This is a genomic window from Clostridium vitabionis, assembly GCF_015351765.1.
Lineage (GTDB): Bacteria > Bacillota > Clostridia > Lachnospirales > Lachnospiraceae > Clostridium_R > Clostridium_R vitabionis.
In genome coordinates this window covers 86,423-101,648 of record NZ_JADKQA010000001.1, presented here as the reverse complement: position 1 = coordinate 101,648, position 15,226 = coordinate 86,423, and the positions used below count along the sequence as shown (strand labels likewise).

The 15,226-nt window shown below is 59.1% G+C and carries 12 protein-coding genes; all 12 read right to left on the bottom strand.

The annotated features are described in order from the left end of the window. Window positions 1-40 precede the first annotated feature (40 nt). Window positions 41-946, bottom strand: a complete 906-nt coding sequence (locus tag ISF27_RS00430) for a TIGR01212 family radical SAM protein (protein ID WP_194608101.1) — start codon at window positions 944-946, stop codon at window positions 41-43. Beyond that, window positions 943-4,524: a transcription-repair coupling factor gene (mfd, locus tag ISF27_RS00425; RefSeq protein ID WP_194608099.1), complete on the bottom strand. Its 3,582-nt coding sequence runs from the start codon at window positions 4,522-4,524 to the stop codon at window positions 943-945. Before mfd ends, ISF27_RS00430 begins: the two co-directional genes overlap by 4 nt. Continuing rightward, window positions 4,521-5,153 (bottom strand): aminoacyl-tRNA hydrolase, encoded by a 633-nt coding sequence (gene pth / locus ISF27_RS00420; RefSeq protein ID WP_194608097.1) that lies wholly within the window; start codon window positions 5,151-5,153, stop codon window positions 4,521-4,523. The genes mfd and pth overlap by 4 nt, the downstream gene beginning before the upstream one ends. Window positions 5,154-5,164: 11 nt before the next feature. Beyond that, window positions 5,165-6,472 carry a S41 family peptidase gene (locus tag ISF27_RS00415; protein ID WP_194608095.1) on the bottom strand — a complete coding sequence of 436 codons (1,308 nt, stop codon included), beginning with the start codon at window positions 6,470-6,472 and terminating at the stop codon, window positions 5,165-5,167. A 66-nt stretch (window positions 6,473-6,538) separates the two neighbouring features. After that, complete coding sequence (locus tag ISF27_RS00410) at window positions 6,539-8,014, bottom strand: murein hydrolase activator EnvC family protein (protein WP_194608094.1); 1,476 nt, start codon at window positions 8,012-8,014, stop codon at window positions 6,539-6,541. A gap of 102 nt (window positions 8,015-8,116) precedes the next feature. Further along, on the bottom strand, window positions 8,117-9,025 hold the full coding sequence (locus tag ISF27_RS00405) for a cell division protein FtsX (RefSeq protein ID WP_194608092.1): 909 nt from the start codon (window positions 9,023-9,025) through the stop codon (window positions 8,117-8,119). Beyond that, window positions 9,022-9,702 (bottom strand): cell division ATP-binding protein FtsE, encoded by a 681-nt coding sequence (gene ftsE, locus ISF27_RS00400; protein ID WP_194608090.1) that lies wholly within the window; start codon window positions 9,700-9,702, stop codon window positions 9,022-9,024. The genes ISF27_RS00405 and ftsE overlap by 4 nt, the downstream gene beginning before the upstream one ends. Continuing rightward, window positions 9,702-10,790, bottom strand: a complete 1,089-nt coding sequence (locus ISF27_RS00395; RefSeq protein WP_194608088.1) for a PucR family transcriptional regulator — start codon at window positions 10,788-10,790, stop codon at window positions 9,702-9,704. The genes ftsE and ISF27_RS00395 overlap by 1 nt, the downstream gene beginning before the upstream one ends. A gap of 13 nt (window positions 10,791-10,803) precedes the next feature. Further along, entirely contained in the window at window positions 10,804-11,661 is an 858-nt protein-coding gene (locus ISF27_RS00390; RefSeq protein WP_194608086.1) for a CvfB family protein, read from the bottom strand. Continuing rightward, entirely contained in the window at window positions 11,658-12,392 is a 735-nt protein-coding gene (locus ISF27_RS00385) for an acyl-[acyl-carrier-protein] thioesterase (RefSeq protein ID WP_194608084.1), read from the bottom strand. The genes ISF27_RS00390 and ISF27_RS00385 overlap by 4 nt, the downstream gene beginning before the upstream one ends. Before the next feature lie 311 nt (window positions 12,393-12,703). Next, window positions 12,704-13,246 carry an HAAS signaling domain-containing protein gene (locus tag ISF27_RS00380; RefSeq protein WP_194608083.1) on the bottom strand — a complete coding sequence of 181 codons (543 nt, stop codon included), beginning with the start codon at window positions 13,244-13,246 and terminating at the stop codon, window positions 12,704-12,706. Beyond that, entirely contained in the window at window positions 13,243-15,195 is a 1,953-nt protein-coding gene (locus ISF27_RS00375; RefSeq protein WP_194608081.1) for a fructose-1,6-bisphosphatase, read from the bottom strand. The genes ISF27_RS00380 and ISF27_RS00375 overlap by 4 nt, the downstream gene beginning before the upstream one ends. Window positions 15,196-15,226: the final 31 nt, after the last annotated feature.

The following is a 15,226-nucleotide window of genomic DNA, read 5'->3' as shown; positions in this document are numbered from 1 at the left end:
CCTGGCGGCCGGGCCGGCTCCTGTTCTTCCGCCTGCCGGATCAGCGCTCCGCCGCCGCGATTTTCCGGCTCAGCAGGTTCATCACCCGCTTTTTGTCCCCGCTCCAGAGCGGGGCGATCAGAAGCCGCTTCGGCCCGTCGCCGGTCATCCGGTGGATGACCATCTCCGGCGGGAGACTTTGCAGGCAGCGGACCACAAGGTCTGTGTATTCTTCCATCGTGAACAGCGGGAAGGGATGCCGCTCGTACTCCCTTCCCATTTCTGTCCCCCTGAGCACGTGGAGGAGCTGGAGCTTTACGCCGGAGACCGGCGGCCTGTGTCCGGCGAGATAGCGCACGGTATCCAGCATCATCTCCTCCGTCTCCCCGGGAAGGCCGAGGATGACGTGGACAACCACCGGAAGACCCGCGGCTGAGAGGCGCCGGCAGGCATCCTCAAAAACCGGCAGCGGATACCCCCTGTTCACCCTTTTTGCGGTAATTTCATGGATAGTCTGGAGCCCAAGTTCCACAAACACCGGTTTTTCCCGGTTAATTTTGGAAAGAATCTCCACCATCCTGTCCGGCAGGCAGTCCGGCCTCGTGGCGACGGAGAGCCCGCAGATCTCCGGGATGGAAGCCGCCTCGCGGAAAATTTTCCCCAGCGTCTCCGGGTCCCCGTAGGTGGAGGTGTAGGCCTGGAAGTAGGCGAGATAGCGCCTGCTCCCGGGCGGAATGGACGCCGGGAATTTTCCGTCCACCCGCCGTTTCGCCGCAGCGACCTGTTCCCGGATGGGAAGCAGCGGGGCGGCGAAATCGCCGGAGCCGCCGGCGGAGCAGAAGGTGCAGCCGCCGGTGCCGCAGGTGCCGTCCCGGTTCGGGCAGGTTGTCCCCGCGGTCAGTGAGAGCCGGTAGACCTTGGTTCCGAACTGTTCCCGCATGGCATCTGAAAATGTGCGAATTTTCATGAATTATCCTTCTTCTCGTTCTCCCGCCGCTTCTGCTCCATGGGAACCACGGTCAGTTGAATAAAATCTGTCAGGATCTCCAGCGCGGTTTTCAGCATGGGGATCGCATCGATGTGCTTCTCTCCCCTGTCGCGGTAGGTGAAGAAGGGCTCGCTGCCTGCCCGGAAGGTCATCTGATCCTTGTGCTTCTCCAGGAAATCCGGGATTCCGGAGGGATCCAGGGCGGCATGCGGGTACATATGCATCGTGAATTCCTGTTTTTCCACGTTCAGCACCGAGACAAAGGCGCGGTGCGCCGCCGCCCGGACATCGGCAATCAGAAGCAGGTTCTCCACCGGCTTCGGGATGTCGCCATACCGGTCGGTCAGCTCATCCTGCATGTCCAGGCAGTCGTCGTGGCTGGTGAAGCTCGAGATCCGCCGGTAAATGTCCAGTTTCTGGCTCTCATTCCGGATGTAGGTGTCCGGAATGTAGGCGTTGATCTCGCATTTGACCTCGGTATCAAAGTCCTCATCCGGCACCGCCTCGCCCTTCAGGGCAAGCACCGCCTCATTCAGCAGCTTGCAGTAGAGGTCGTAGCCAACCTCGTCCATATGCCCCGACTGACGCCGGCCGAGAACATTGCCGGCACCGCGGATTTCCAGGTCGCGCATCGCGATGCGGATGCCGCTGCCGAGCTCCGTGAACTGGCGGATAGCCTGCAGACGCTTTTCCGCCTCCTCCCGGAGAACCTTGTTTCTCCGGTACATCAGGAAGGCATAGGCATTCCGGTTTGTCCTCCCGACGCGGCCGCGCAGCTGATAGAGCTGGGAGAGGCCCATCCGGTCTGCGTCGTGAATGATGATCGTGTTGGCGTTGGGGATGTCCAGTCCGGTCTCGATGATCGTTGTGGACACCAGGACATCGATGTCCCCGTTCACGAAATCCAACATGATCCGCTCAAGCTCCTGCTCCTTCATCTGCCCGTGGGCAAAGGCCACCTGGGCTTCCGGTACGAGCTTCTGGATCTGCGCCGTCATATCCGCGATAGACTGCACACGGTTGTACAGGTAGTATACCTGCCCGCCCCGCCCGAGTTCCCGCCGGATCGCCTCGCGGACAATCTCCGGGCTGTACTCCATGACATAGGTCTGGATCGGCCGGCGGTCCACCGGCGGCTCCTCCAGAACGCTCATATCCCGGATGCCGACAAGGCTCATGTGCAGGGTCCGGGGGATCGGGGTCGCGGTGAGCGTGAGGACGTCAACATTTTCCCGGAGTTTCTTGATCTTCTCCTTGTGGGTCACGCCGAAGCGCTGCTCCTCGTCGACGATCAGGAGCCCGAGGCTCTTGAAGGTGACGTCCTTCGAGAGCAGCCGGTGGGTGCCGATCACAATGTCGACCTGCCCGCTTTTTAACCCCGCAATCGTCTTTTTCTGGGCGGAGGCCGTCGCAAACCGGCTGAGGATGCCGATATTCACCGGATAATCCTTCATCCGCTGGACGAAGGTATTGTAATGCTGCTGGCAAAGGATGGTGGTAGGCACCAGGAAGGCAACCTGCCTGCCGTCCTGCACTGCCTTGAACGCCGCCCGGAGCGCGATCTCCGTCTTGCCGTAGCCGACGTCGCCGCAGATCAGGCGGTCCATGATCTTGCCGCTCTCCATGTCATTCTTCGTGTCCTGGATGGCCTGGAGCTGATCCTCCGTCTCCTCATAGGGGAAGCTGTCCTCGAACTCCCTCTGCCAGACCGTATCCGGCCCGTACTGGAAGCCCTGGAGCCGCTGCCGCGCCGCGTAGAGCTTCACCAGGTCCTTCGCGACCTCCTCAACCTCGGTTTTTACCCGGGTCTTGGTCTTCTTCCACTCGGTTCCGCCAAGGCGGTTGATTTTCGGCACCTTCTCCGCGTCCGCCGAGGCATATTTCTGGATCCGGTCGAGCGCAGTCGCCGGAATGTACAGTTTTCCGCTGTCCCTGTACTCGATCGTGATGAAGTCCTTCGGCCCTTCCTCGGTGTCCATCTTCCGGATCCCCCGGTAAATGCCCAGGCCATGCTTCTCGTGAACCACATAGTCGCCCACCTGGAGCTGGGAGAAGTTCCGGATTTTCTGTCCAGCGTAGGGGCTCACGGCCTTCCGCCTGCGCTTCTCCTTCCCGGCACCGAACATGTCGCTCTCCGTGATGACGATCAGCCGTATCATCGGGTAGGCAAAGCCGCGGTGCAGGCTCCCGGTGAGAATCATGATCTCCCCCGGCTTCACCTCATCGTCCGGGCTGTCCGGACAGTAGGCGCTGAGGCCGTAATCCCGGAGCTCGCCGGCAAGCCTTCCCGCCCGGGCGCTTCCTCCCGCGAGGAGCAGCACGCGGTACCTCTCCTTCTTCCATCGCGCAAGATCCCCCCGGAGCAGGTCCGGGCTCTCCCGGTAAGAGGCAATCCCCGCGGTGTCGAGGGAGAATTTCTGCCTGACCGGAATCCCCGGAAGCCGCTGGTCGAGGGAGAGCAGGCAGACGGTCCGGCTTCCCGAGAGGCGCCGCAGGGTCTCCTCCGCCGGGTAGAGAAAGGCGGCCTGCCCCGGCAGGATGTTGCCGCTCTCGATGCGCCCGCGCATGCTCTCGACAAATTCCTTCTCCACCGTCTTCGCCCGCTCGGCAAGGTGCTGCGGCTCATCGAGGAAGATCACGGTGTCCTTCGGCAGATAATCGGGGAAGGAGACCGTATCCTCTGTAAAATACGGCAGATAGCTCTCGAGCCCGCGGACAACCATGTTCTCCCTGAGCTCCTCCAGCACCTCGCCGACCGCCGACTCCAGCCGGAAGGCCTCCTCGGTGAGCATTTTCCCGCGAAAGAGCTTCGACTGCTTTTCCAGCTCCGCCGAGATCCGGGGAATCCCCCGCTCCACCTCCTCCCGGGTAAGCACCATCTCGGTTGCCGGGAAGATCTCCACATGGTCGAGATTCTCGATGGACCGCTGGCTTTCCGGATCAAAGCTCCGGATCGAGTCCACCTCGTCGCCCCAGAGCTCGATGCGGAACGGATTCTCCTCGGTCAGTGGGAAAATATCGATGATCCCGCCCCTGACGGCAAATTCGCCTGGCCCCTCCACCTGGGCATTCTTCTCATAGCCAAGGCGCACAAGTTCCCCCGCGAGCTTTTCCGCGTCCAGCGTATCGGCCGCATTGACCCGGATCGCACACCCGGTCAGCTTCTCCGCGGAAAGCAGGTGTTCCATCATGGCGTCCACCGTCGTGACGATGGTCCCGCCGGCGTCCTCGGCGATATGACGCACAACCTCCATCCGCTGGCGGGTGAGGAGACTCCCGTGGATATCCGAGCTGTAAAACAGCAGGTCTCTCGGCGGGAAGATATAGACATTTTTGGCAAAGCAGCGGCAGTCGTCGGCAATCTCCCTCGCCTTCTGTTCATCCTGAGCGACAATAAGGCGCCACGGGGAAATCTCCCCGAGCGCCATCGCCACATGCATCTTCTGGGAATCGAGGCAGCCGCTCAGCTGCACCGGCCCCTGTTTTTTCTGAATAGCTTCTCTCAGCTCCGTGAACCCCGCGAGTTCCTCGAGCGGGGCCAAAAAAGATTTCTTCATTCCTGCTTCCCGTTCTCCTCTCCCCTGCGGGGGTGTTTCCCGTTTTTCGCGGAATTGTCCTCCCTGGCCGCACCGTTGAAATGGTTCATGGCTGCTTCCAGCCCGTCCGTCATCAGCATCACCGCGGCTTCCCCGCCGTCCCGGAAGGCTGCCGCCATCTTCGGCTCATCTTCCGCGGAATAATGACCAAGCACATAGTCCGCGAGATCCATCTGCGGGGGCTTTGCCCCGGTGCCGATGCGCACCCGGGGAAATTCCTGGGTGCCCAGGTGCTGGATCAGGCTCTTCATGCCGTTGTGCCCGCCGGCGCTTCCTTTTCCCCGGACCCTGATCATGCCGGGATCGAGGGAAATATCGTCGTAGATGACAATAAAATGCGACGGCTCCACCTTGTAGTAATTGAGCAGCGGCCCCACGCACTCCCCGCTCAGGTTCATGAAGGTCTGCGGTTTCACCAGGATAACCTTCTCCCCGCTGATCACGCCCTTTCCGAGAAGTCCCCGGAAGGCATTCTCCGTGACACGGATCCCGCAGCGGTCCGCCAGGCAGTCGATGGTGTCAAATCCCGCGTTGTGCCTTGTATTCTCATATTTTTTCCCCGGATTGCCCAGGCCTGCGATGACATACATATCCTATCTCCTTACTCCCCGAGAACTTTCTTCGCTTTTTCCATCTGGCTGTCCGCCGCCTGCGCGTCCTGGCCATCCTGGCCCTGCGGCACCTGCGCATCCGCGCCGCCTGTGCCCTGGTTCCCGGCAGCCTGCGCGGGTTCCACCTCAACATCCGGGGTGATCCCGGTTCCCTGGATATCCGTGCCGTTCGGCGTATAATAATGATCCGTCGTGACCTTCAGCATGCTGCCGTCGGTAAGGCTGTAGACCGACTGGACGATCCCCTTGCCGAAGGTCTTTGTCCCCACAATGGTTGCCGCCCCGTTGTCCTTCATCGCCCCGGTAAATACCTCCGAGGCGCTCGCAGACTGGCCGTTGACCAGCACCACGGTCGGAATCTCCACGCTGTGCCCGTCCTTTGAGGTATAGGTCTCCCCCACCCCGTTTTTATCCTTCACGGAAAGCATCGTCTTCCCGTCGGGGAGAAGGTAATCGATCATGGCGAGCACAGAATTGAGCTCGCCGCCCGGATTGTTCCGGAGATCGACGACCAGCTTCCGCATCCCCTGGCTCTGGAGGTCATCCACGGCCTTCTTGAACTGATCCGCCACCTCGCCGTCAAACTGGACTACCTGGATGATGCCGATATCCCCCTCCAGGCGGGAATTCAGGTACGGGAGGACAACCTGGTCGCGGACAGCATCCAGATCGAGCGTCTCCCCGGTGGAAGGCCGGTAAACGGTCAGCGTCACATGGCTTCCCTTCTCCCCGCGGATGTGGTCGCTGACCAGGACATCCAGGTCGTAATCGGCAACATCGCTGCCGTCGACCTTGACCAGCGTGTCCCCCGCCTGCATGCCGGCCTTCTCCGCCGGGCTGTTCTCATAAACATGGAGGATAGTGATCGTCTTGGTCTCAGGATCCTGGCTGACGATCGCACCGATCCCGACGTAGGCGCCATTCAGGCTCTCCGTCAGGTCCTTCGCCTCGTCGGCGGTATAGTAGACGGTGTATTCATCCCCGAGGCTGTTCACAAATCCCTTGTAAATGCCTTCCTCCATGGCACCTGCGTCCACGCGGTCGGTAAAAAGGTAATTCTCATCCACCAACTGCTGGAGGCTGTCCAGCTTCTGGTCAACCTTTGTCCTGTCCAGCCCGGAAGTTACACCATTCCTCGTCCCGTAAGAACCGATCTTCACAATGCCCCTGGAGGCGAGAAACGGCCCGCCGAACGAGAGTGCGCCTGCCCCGGCGGCCAGGGTGCATAGAACGCCCGCCGCAAAACCGCGGCCGAAGCCGCCCCTTTTTCCCTTATTTTTCGTATCCTGAGAATCCAACACTGATGTCCTTCTTTCTGCTCATGACCGTGCGGGCTGACCATCGCGGCCCTGACCATGCGTACTTCACGGGGTTACATAATTCAGCGGGTTAACGTAATTTCCGTTCTTCCGGACGGAGAAATGCAGGTGCGGGCCTGTCGAGACGCCGGTGGAACCCACCTTCGCGATCGTCTCGCCTTTTGCCACGGTCTCCCCTGCCGAGACCAGGAGCTTCGAACAGTGCATATACACCGTGGACAGCCCGTTCCCGTGGGTGATCATGACATAATTGCCCGCCGTGGAGCTGTACCCCGCGATGGCCACCGTGCCGCCGTCCGCGGCGACGATCCCTGACCCGGAGGACGCGGAGATATCGATCCCCCTGTGATTGGTCGATGCCCCGTCCGTGGGCGCGCTCCTCGCGCCGTATCCGGAGGTGATGGTGGAGCTCGACGGGCACGGCCACTCGAGGCTTCCCGAGCCCTTGACCACGCGCACCGTGGTGCTCCCGCCCCCGCTTTTGCCGTCCTGCCCGGCCTTCGTCTCCGCTTTTTTCTCCGCTTTTCCCCCCGAATCTGCCTCAGGGTTCTCCTGCGGCCCAGCCTCCGGCGAGACGGTCTTCCCGCTGTCCGCCTCCGGGGCTGCGCCGACTCCCCCGCCTGCTCCCGCGGCCTCTGCCTGCGCTTTTCTCTCCGCCTCGGCTCTGGCTGCTTCCTGTGCTTTTCTCTCTGCCTCGGCCTCCGCGGCGCGGATTTCCTCCTCCATCGCCGCGATCGCCGCCTGCTCATCCTTAAGTTCCCGGGCGTACGAATCGCTTGCCCCCTGATTTAAGTCAATCTGGGCGGCAAGACGGCTGATCTCCTCATTTTTCGCATCCGCAAGTGTCCGAACGGAATGCTGCTTCGCCTCCGTCTCCGCCTGCAGGTCCAGAATGTTCTGATGATCTTCCTCGAGCTTTGCCTTGCTGTCGGCAATCTCCTGTCTGGTCGCTTTATACTCGTCCAGTTTCCTGCGGTCATATTCGGTAATCTGGGCGATGTATTCCGCCCGGTTCAGCAGCTCCGCGGCGGAGCCGGAGGTCAGCAGCAGATCGAGGAAGGTGGAATCCCCCTTCTCATACATATAGCGGATCCTGAGCTTCATCTCCGCGTACTGCTTTTTTTCGGTCTCCTCAGCCTCGCCGAGCTTCTTCCCGGTGTCCTCGATCTCCTGCTCCGTCTGTTTCCGGTTCACCGCGATCTGGTCCAGCTCATCCTGGAGCTGGCCGAGCTGGCCGTCCAGCTGCTTCACATATTCGAGGGCATTGTCCCGGACGCCCTGGAGCTCCCGGATCTTCTGATCTGTCCTGTCCTTCTCCTCCTGGATCTTGTCCGCCCGCTCTCTTGCCCTGTCCACATCAGCCCTGTCTGCCCCATAGACAGTGGCTGCCGGGAAGAGCTGCCCGGGCAGCGCGCTGTCCGCGGAAAAAAGGCCGGCAGCGGAGGCCGCCGGCAGGCAGAAGGACGCGGCAAGAAGAAGCGCCGCAGGACGTAGGAAAAATCTCCGTTTCTTGTCCCCCATCACCTTCTGCCTCCCTTCTTCGGCCTGCTCCCCACGGGGCAAGCCCTGGAAAATGCACGAAACCTCTGCCCGAAAAGTATCTGAAATGCCGAAAACGCCTGCTCACACCCGGAGCTGCCTGCGGATCGCAAAAAAGCTGCCGATAAAGCCGATGCCCACGCCCAGAAGAAGGGCGGACAAGGCCATCGGCGGAAAAATCTTCTCCAGGGGGACGAACCGGATGACACCGGACAGCATGCCCAGCCTCTCCAGCAGGGTGCCGGCGATCTTCCGGTAGAGCACATAGACCGCAGCGAGCGGGAGCGCGGCTCCGGCAAAACCGATGAGCATGCCCTCCACGACAAACGGCGCGCGGATCATGAAATTGGTCGCGCCGATGAGCCGCATGATCCTTGTCTCCTCACGGTGGAATTCCGCCGCCGTCGAGATTGTGCTGCTGATGAGGAACACGGAAACCACAATCAGGATCACCAGAATAGACAAAGAGACGGCGCTGAGCAGCCGGTTGAACCTCGTGAGGCCTGCGGCTGTGTTCAGGGAATAATTGACCTTCCGAACGCCGGAAATACCTTGGAGCCACTGGACGAACGCTGCCTGGTCCTCGATACTTTCCAGGTGGATCTCATAGGAGGATGACTCTTTCAGCGGGTTGTCGTCGGCAAATCCCTCCGCGAGATCCTCATTGTCATGAAAATATTCCTTCTTAAAGCTCTCCCAGGCTTCCTCCGCCGAGATGTAGGTGAGATCCCTCACCTCCGGGCGCGCCTTAATCTCCTCCCCGATCTTCCGGATTTCCCCGTCATCCAGGTTTCCGTCGAAGAAGACCGTGATGCCGACCTTCTCCTCCGCCCCGCGGACGATATAGGTGACATTGACGACAATACCAAAAAACAGGCAGAAAAGAAAGATGCTCGCGCAGATACTCGCGGCGGAGACCGCCGAAATCCAGAGATTTCTGCCGATATTCTTTATTCCCTGCCATACACAATAGAAAAATGTCTGTATTCTCATTCCTCAAAACTGCCTTCCGGGATTTCCCTGTCCACCTGGCCGTGATCCAGGACAATGACCCGCTTCTGCATTTTCCGCACAATCTCGTGGCTGTGGGTGACCACAACGACCGTGGTTCCCTGGCGGTTGATCTCATCGAGCAGTTCCATGATATCCTGGGATGTCTTCGCATCGAGGTTGCCTGTCGGCTCGTCCGCGAGAAGCACCCGGGGACAGTTCACCAGGGCGCGCGCGATCGCGGTGCGCTGCTGTTCGCCGCCCGAAAGCTGGGAAGGCAGCGCCTTGTACCGGGAGGACAGGCCGACCAGCTCCAGGATCCGGGAGACATTCGCCAGAATCTCCACCGGGCGGACGCCGACCACGCGCTGGGCGAAGGCGACATTCTCGAACACATTCCGATCCCGGAGAAGGAGGAAGTTCTGGAAAACCACGCCGATCTCCCGCCGGTAGCGGGGAATGCTTCGCCGGCGCATTTTCCCGAGAACCTCGCCGTTCACCGTGATGATTCCTTCGCTGGGCTCCAGTTCCTTGAGAAGGAGGCGGATCAGCGTAGACTTGCCGGAGCCGCTCCTTCCCATAATAAAGACAAATTCCCCGTCCCGGATCTCGATATTCACATCCCTCAGGGCTTTCGTCCCGGAGGGATAAACCTTGCTGACATGTTCAAGCCTGATCATCAGTAATCCTGATTTTCCATATATTTCATGTACTTCACAACCATCAGGGCAATCTTGAAGGTAATGGCATCCTCAAAGACGCGCAGGTCGAGATTGGTCATCTTCTGCAGCTTGTCCAGGCGGTATACCAGCGTGTTGCGGTGGATATAGAGCTGGCGTGAGGTCTCCGACACATTCAGGTTGTTCTCGAAGAACTTGTTGATCGTCGTCAGCGTCTCCTCGTCAAACTCATCCGGGGATTTTCCGCCGAAAATCTCCTTGATGAACATCCGGCAGAGCGGCATGGGCAGCTGATAGATCAGCCGGCCGATGCCGAGGCGGCTGTAGGCGACAACATCCTTGTCGCTGTAGAAGATTTTGCCGACATCCAGAGCCATCTTCGCTTCCTTGTAGGAGCGGGACACATCCTTGATCTCGCCGACCACGGTGCCGAAGGCCACATTGACCTTCTCCCCATTTTCCGGGCTCAGCATGTCCACGATCGCGTGTGCGACCTTCTCCAGATCCTCGAACGTCTCCTCCGGCTTGACTTCCCGGACGAGGATGATGCTCTTCTCATCGACAGCGGTGATGAAGTCCTTGGTCTTGGCGGTAAAATAGCTGCGCACCGTCTCAAGGGCATTCATGTCCTTCTCGTGGTGGGTCTCAATAATGTAGACCAGGCGCTTCACGTTGGTCTCGATATGAAGCTTCTTCGCCCGGTTGTAGATATCGACGAGGAGCAGGTTATCCAGGAGAAGGTTCTTGATGAAATTATCCCGGTCAAACCTCTCCTTGTAGGCCACCAGAAGGTTCTGGATCTGAAAGACCGCCATCTTCCCGATCATGTAGACATCGTCCTTCTCGCCCTTGACGAGCAGGATATACTCCAGCTGATGCTCATCGAAGACCTTGAAAAACTGATAGCCCTGGACGATCTGGCTGTCCGCCTCGGACTCCACGAAGGCCAGGATAGACTTCTCGTAGTCCTCTGTCCCGGAAAATGTGGACGCCAGGGTTTTCCCCTCGGTGTCGCAGATGCAGAAGTCCACCCTTGTGATCTCCTTCATCCCGTCGATATTGCTCTGCAGTATCTGATTTGAAATCATATCCCCTTCTCCTTTACTTCTTAACCTCCCCGCCCTCTGCGGCGCGGCGGATGGTTTTTTCTGTCATCTCAATCTTTCCCTCTTTCAGGAGATGGCCGACCGCTCTCTTGAACGCTGCCTTGCTGAGGCCGAATTCCCGGCGGATCACTTCCGGCCGGACATTTTCCCCGAAGGGAAGCGCCCCCGCATACTCGTCGATCACCCGGAGCACGAGCTCCGCGTCCTGGCTGATCTGGAGATAGGCCTTGTCCCGGGTGGTGAGATCCAGCTTTCCGTCCTCGCGCACCTTGAGTACCCGGCATTCAACCTTGTCCCCGGGGCGGAATTCCCGATAAACCTCGGATTTCCGGATCAGCCCGCAGTACCGGTCGTCCACGGCGACATAGACGCCGAAGGCGTCGCTGATCTCGTAAACCGTGCCGGCAACACGGTCATCCTTCTGATAAGGGGAATCCGCGGACAGGTACTTGTAAACCCGCATGGTGGCCGCGAGGCGCCCGCTGCGGTCGATGTAGAGGGCTACCAGGCAGCTGCTGCCTTCCTTTACCGGATAAACCTGTTCCCGATAGGGGAGGAGCAGATCCTTCTCCAGACCCATATCGAGGAAAGCGCCGATCTTCGTCACCTGGCGGACCGGCAGCACCGCGGTCTCCCCGAGGTGGATCTTCGGCTCCGCGGTCGTCGCGATCAAGCGGTCCCGGGAATCCCGGTAGAGAAATACCCGGATCTTATCCCCAATCTCCGTCCCCTCGGGAACCTGCTTTCCCGGAAGGAGCACGGACTCCTCATCCCCGGGATTCTCCCCGAGGAAGACCCCGAAATCCGCCTTCCGGAGAACCGTAAGCTCCTGCACCTCGCCCAGCCGCATCATATCTCTCCTCCCTGCTTCCCGCTGTTCTTCTCCCTGAGCAGAACATTGACGCACACCTGCCCGTCCGGCTTCCTGAGGGAAACCAGCCAGCCCTCGTCGGTCTTTGCGCGGAACGGGATCAGCGTATCCCCGAGTACCGCCATTTTCCGGTATTCCGCCCAGACACCGCCGAGGCGGAACGCAGCCGGAACCGACTCTCTCGCCATCTCGATGTACTGGGCATTGTTCACATGCCGGTTGGTATCCAGATGATGGCGCATCACCAGGATGCCCGGCATCTCCTCCATCTCATCCGGAAGACGCATCTTTCGCGGCATCTCCGGCATAGGAAGCCTCTCCTCCATCCCGTAGGGAACGACATCCTCGTTATCGGGCCGCGCCGGACAGTGCTTTTCCACATTGTAGAAGAACCAGACAGAGTCCGCGCGGACGAGGTCACGCCCCTCCTCATCCCGGATCACGAAATTCCGGTATCCGAAGACACCGCGGAACCGGTAAGGCCAGGTGGCGATCCGGATCCGGCTTCCGAGCTCAGGCATGGAGAGAATCTCAATATTCCAGGAATACACCCACCAGGCACAATGCTTCTCTGCCAGATGGGCAAACCCGACGTTCAGATCCTCGGACTGAAAGGTCGAGCAGTCCTGAAGATAATCCATCATGCTGAGCAGAGACAGGCTGCCGTTCTCGTCCGTCTCGCTGTATCTTACCCTGCTGTCAAAACTGTACATAAAAACCTCTATATTGATTTTATATTTCCGGCAAAACTACCCAAGCATTATACTTTAATTTATACACGTTGTCCAGAAATCCGTCAAGAAAAATGACAGAATATCCAATTTTAAAATATTTTATTGAATTATTATATCTATGCGCGTATAATATTATATTTTTATCATTCTGAATCTTCCATGCTTGCGGCAGAAAAAAGGGCCGCCGCCCGCTCATCCAGGCAGCCGCCCTAACCACGTAATTCTTTTCCGTTTCTCTGTCCGGCACCATTCTCATCCGATATGCCCGCGGATAACACGCGCCGCCATTCTCACCCGAAAAGCCTGCGGATCAGCCAATAGACCAGCAGGAAGCAGATGATTACCCCGCCGTAGCGGAAGATGAAGACAAAGGCTCCGCCGAGGACAAGGAAGAGCAGGAACATCACAAAAAACACGATCAGCACCGCGGCAAGGCGGACATACCACTTGCCCAGGTCGATCTCATGGAAATGAACATGCCCGCCATCGCGGCCCTGTTCTTCCGTGTCCTCACGCTTACGGCTCTCCCTGGTTTCCCGGGCGATATCACTTCCGCCGCTCTCCCCGGTGGTATCCCCGGTCGGCCCGTATCCGTCAGCGGGTGAATAGCCCTCCGGGGAAGCGGAGCCGCCGGCCGCCGCCGTATCGATGATGGTCTTCGCGATCAGCTGCGGGTCACCGAGCTCATCCGTGACCTCCTCCTCGCTCTTTCCTCCTGCCATCTCCGAGCGGATATACTGATCATAGTAATCCAGATTATTGCGGATGTCCTCCGGGGCAATCTCGCTGTTCAGCGCGTCCCGAAGGGCTTCGAGGAACTCTGTTCTTCTCAATTTCTGTCTCCTGTCCGATTGTTCTCTTTGATGGTACCGTTCCGGTACGCTGCCACCAGTTCCTGCAGGTCTTCGATTTTCTGCTCCATCTGCCGGCCGATGTCCGTATCCCCGATCATGACCCTCGCGGGCATCTCCTCCACAACCTTAAGGCGCGGCGTGTTCTCACTTGCCGGATCGAAGGGTCGATGCTCCGCCAGCATCAGGTGCCACGAATTATAGATCAGCGTATAGCCGGCGATTCCCGTCTTCTGCTGGTACGCCTTGGAAAGGCCGCCGTCAATGATGTAAAATTTCCCGCCGGCCTTCACCGGGGATTCGCCGTCCTTCCTCCGCACCGGGACATGGCCGTTGATGATGTGCGAGCCTGCCACCGGGAGGCCGAACTCCTTGAGAATCTTCTCACAGATTTCCGGCTTTCCGTTGAGGTCGTAGTAGGCGTTCATCTTCTCCTTCTTCGGCGCCGCGTCGTCCACAAAATAGTGCTCGAAGGACGCGAGGTGATCCTTGCCGAAGACCGGCGATTTCGGGCCGCACTGGAGATACCAGAGGAAATCGACGCATTCTCCCTTTCCCGGGTCATCCTCCGGAAGATAATAGGCATTCTGCACCACGGACTGGACCCTGTCCATCAGCGCCCGGCCGGCGTACGCCTGCCCGCCAAAATTCATGCTCTCGAACGAGCCGTCCTTCTCCATCGGGATACAGCCGTGATAGAGCAGGTTGCCGTTGCAGACCTTGTAAATGCTTCCGTTCGTGTAGAAGAAATCGATATGGCGGCCGAGCAGGCGGCTGTGCCGGAACGAGAATTCCAGCGTCCGCAGGAGTTCTTCCTCCTCCGCGGTCAGCCTGAGCGGATCCTTCGGATCCACCGTCGGCAGGTTCATGTCTTTCATCTCGTACGTCCTGCCCATGGACCGGACGGTTCCCTTTTCATAGTCCACCTGCTCCAGCATGCTCCGGCCATCCATCCGGTATTCCGGATGGCGGTGGATGATCTGCCCTTCCAGCTTAAACTGGATGATGGATACCGCCTTGTGCATTTTCGCCGCCAGGGCGGAATCCACGGCGTCATAGACATTGCGGTCCCACTCGTGCGGGAGGAAGCGGCTGCAGGGATCATCCCCGTACACCTTCGCCGCGAACATGGAGAGCGGGCGCAGGTTGATGCCGTAGCCGTCCTCGAGGATATCAAAGCTGTTGTAGCTGATCGCCATGCGGACGACGTCGCAGATCAGCGCCCGGTTTCCGCAGTAGGCCCCCATCCAGGCGATATCGTGATTTCCCCACTGGATATCCACATCATGGAAATGCATGAGCTCATCCATGATCAGGTCCGCCCGCGGCCCCCGGTCGTAAATATCCCCGAGAATATGCAGATTGTCGATCGTGAGATTCTGGATCAGGCGGCAGAGATCCTGGATGAAGTTCTCCGTGATGCCGGTGGCGATGATCGTACGGACGATCTCGTCGAAATAATCTTTCTTGTTGGCGTCGTTCTCATCGACATTCAGCAGCTCGTCGATAATATCGGCAAAATCCTGCGGAACCTTCTTAAAAACCTTGCGGCGGGTATATTTTGACGACACCACCTTCGCGATCCTGACCAGCCGGTAAATCGCGATCTTCTGGTAATCCTCGGTAAACTCCCCGTCCGCCCGCATTTTCCGGATAACCCGGTCTGGAAAATAGATCAGGTTCGCAAGCTGGATTTCCTCCGCCTCGGAGATAAAATGCCCGAAAGTCTCCCGTATTTTGTCCCGGATGATGCCCGACGAGCTGCGGAGAAGATAGATAAATGCCTCATTTTCCCCATGCAGGTCGCTGAAAAAATACTCTGTCCCCTTCGGCAGCTGCTCGATTGCCCGCAGATGGATGATCTCCGCCGCGGCAGCGCGCAGTGTCGGATACCTTCCCGACAAAAGCCGCAGATAATCCTGGTCTCTCATCGCCGAACCTCCCCCTGATTTCTCCCCCTAT